The 2,365-nt window shown below is 74.5% G+C and carries 3 protein-coding genes; 2 read left to right on the top strand and 1 reads right to left on the bottom strand.

Translation table 11 applies throughout. From position 1 onward, the window contains the following. Positions 1–167 precede the first annotated feature (167 nt). Positions 168–521 (bottom strand): VOC family protein, encoded by a 354-nt coding sequence (locus ACFWA9_RS39020; protein ID WP_352290856.1) that lies wholly within the window; start codon positions 519–521, stop codon positions 168–170. Between the two features lie 181 nt (positions 522–702). Between ACFWA9_RS39020 and ACFWA9_RS39015 the strand changes: the two genes are divergently transcribed. Further along, positions 703–978, top strand: coding sequence for a heavy-metal-associated domain-containing protein (locus ACFWA9_RS39015; protein WP_380394319.1), 276 nt, complete (start codon positions 703–705; stop codon positions 976–978). A 116-nt stretch (positions 979–1,094) separates the two neighbouring features. Then, the coding region (locus tag ACFWA9_RS39010; protein WP_380394316.1) for a heavy metal translocating P-type ATPase at positions 1,095–2,365 on the top strand (1,271 nt) is incomplete at its 3' end.

Below are 2,365 nucleotides of genomic sequence, written 5' to 3'. Positions count from 1 at the left end.
CCGGCAAGGCCGGCGCGCCCCGCCGGGGCCGCCCCCGCCGCTCCTCCTGACCCGCCCGCCGGCCCCCGCCACGATGGACCGGGGGCCGGCGGCGGTGGGGCCGGGACGAACCCCGGCCGGGCCCGTGACGCGCCCGGCCGGTGGTCACCGCCCGCGCGGCGGGGCCGTCAGCTGGGCTGCCACAGTTCGATGCGGTTGCCCTCGGGGTCGGTGACCCAGCCGAACCGGCCGACGCCCGCCATGTCCTGGGTCTCCTCGGCCACGTCCGCGCCCTTGGCGCGGAGTTGCGCGAGCATCGCCGCCAGGTCGCGGACGCGGAAGTTGAGCATCGTCCGCTGCGCGGGGGAGCCGAAGTAGTCCGTTCCGGACTCGAAGGCCGCGAACACCGTCGGCCCGGCTTCCTGCTGCCACAGGCCGTGCTCGTCGGCGTCCAGACCGAGGCAATCGCGGTACCAGGCGCCCAGCGCCACCGGGTCGGTGGCCCGCATGAAGTACCCGCCCACTCCCAGCACACGTTCCATGCCCCCATCCTGCCAGGTCCGTCGATCCGGCGAGTGGCGCGCGTCGGGGCCGACCGGTGCGCGCCAAGGGTTGCGCTGGATACCCCCCGGGGGTACTAATGGAGTCATGCCCAAGCGATACCCCTGGGGGGTATCGAGCCGCGGGCATCACGAAGGCTCGCCGACCGCACCGGAGGAAACCATGTCCTGCTGCTCCACCACCGGCACCTGCTCCACCGGCGCCACGACCGTCGCCACCATCGGCGCCGTGACCACGGCCTACGCGGTCACCGGCCTGACCTGCGGCCACTGCGAGCAGGCCGTCGGCCGGGCGGTGACGGGCCTGCCAGGCGTCACCGCCGTCGAGGTGGACGTCGAGGCCGGCCTGGTCACCGTCGTGTCCGAGGCCGAGCCGGACGACGAGGTGCTGCGTGCGGCGATCGACGGCGCGGGCTACGCGCTGGCCGGCCGGATCTGACCGGACCGGTACCCCTGGGGGGTACCAACGGGGGCGGTCCCGAGGGCCCGCCCCCGCAGCACCCGCAAGACGGTCGCGCCGAGGGCGCCACCGACGACGCACCACGAGGAGCCCAGATGACCACTCAGGCACCCGCCTCCACGGAGGTGGACCTCCGGATCGGCGGCATGACCTGCGCGTCCTGCGCGGCCCGGATCGAGAAGAAGCTCAACCGGATGGAGGGGGTCGAGGCCACGGTCAACTACGCGACCGGGAAGGCCCGGGCGGTCGTGGCCGACGGCGTCCGGATCGCGGACCTGGTCGCCACCGTCGAGGCCACCGGCTACACTGCGGCCCTCCCGGCCCCCGACACCGCGCGGGCGCCGGCCGCGCGGCCGGCGGAGGCCGGTGCACAGGGGGCGGAGGCCGGTGCCGGACCGGACGAACTCGCCCCACTGCGGCAGCGGTTGGCCACCGCGCTGGCCCTGGCGGTGCCGGTGATCGCGATGGCCATGGTGCCGGCCCTGCAGTTCGACAACTGGCAGTGGCTCTCGCTCACCCTCGCGGCGCCGGTCGTCACCTACGCGGCCTGGCCCTTCCACCGGGCCGCCTGGACCAACCTGAAGCACGGCGCCGCGACCATGGACACCCTGGTCTCGCTCGGCACGCTGGCCGCCTTCGGCTGGTCGCTCTGGGCCCTGTTCCTCGGGCATGCGGGGATGCCGGGCATGCGGCACGCCTTCGAGTTCAGCCTCGCCCGCGGTGACGGCTCGGCCGACATCTACCTGGAGGCGGCGGCCGGCATCGTCGCGTTCGTGCTGGCCGGCCGCTACTTCGAGGCGCGCGCCAAGCGGACCGCCGGCGCCGCGCTGACGGCACTGCTGGAGCTCGGCGCCAAGGACGTCACCGTGCTGCGCGGCGGCGTCGAGGTTCGCCTCCCGATCGCCGAACTCGCTCCCGGGATGCGGTTCGTGGTGCGTCCGGGGGAGAAGATCGCGACGGACGGCACCGTGGTCGAGGGCTCCTCCGCGGTGGACGCCTCGATGCTCACCGGCGAGTCCGTCCCGGTCGAGGTCACCGTCGGCGACACCGTCACCGGCGCCACCCTCAACGCCGGCGGCCGCCTCGTCGTCGAAGCCACCCACGTCGGCGCCGACACCCAACTCGCCCGCATCGCCACCCTCGTCGAAGACGCCCAGAACGGCAAAGCCGCCGCCCAACGCCTCGCCGACCGCATCTCCGCCGTCTTCGTCCCCACCGTCATCCTGCTCGCCCTCACCACCCTCACCACCTGGCTCCTCACCACCGACAACCCCACCCAGGCCTTCACCGCCGCCGTCGCCGTCCTGATCATCGCCTGCCCCTGCGCCCTCGGCCTCGCCACCCCCACCGCCCTCATGGTCGGCAC

The organism is Kitasatospora sp. NPDC059973, from assembly GCF_042737525.1.
Taxonomy (GTDB): Bacteria; Actinomycetota; Actinomycetes; order Streptomycetales; family Streptomycetaceae; genus Kitasatospora.
The sequence above is the reverse complement of the archived record's forward strand: the minus strand, read 5'-3'. Positions and strand labels throughout refer to the sequence as shown.

What these genes read in the sequence shown, in the direction of transcription:
- ACFWA9_RS39020 (WP_352290856.1), bottom strand. Translation starts at nt 521, where the DNA reads ATGGAACGTGTGCTGGGAGTGGGCGGGTACTTCATGCGGGCCACCGAC.
- ACFWA9_RS39015 (WP_380394319.1), top strand. Translation starts at nt 703, where the DNA reads ATGTCCTGCTGCTCCACCACCGGCACCTGCTCCACCGGCGCCACGACC.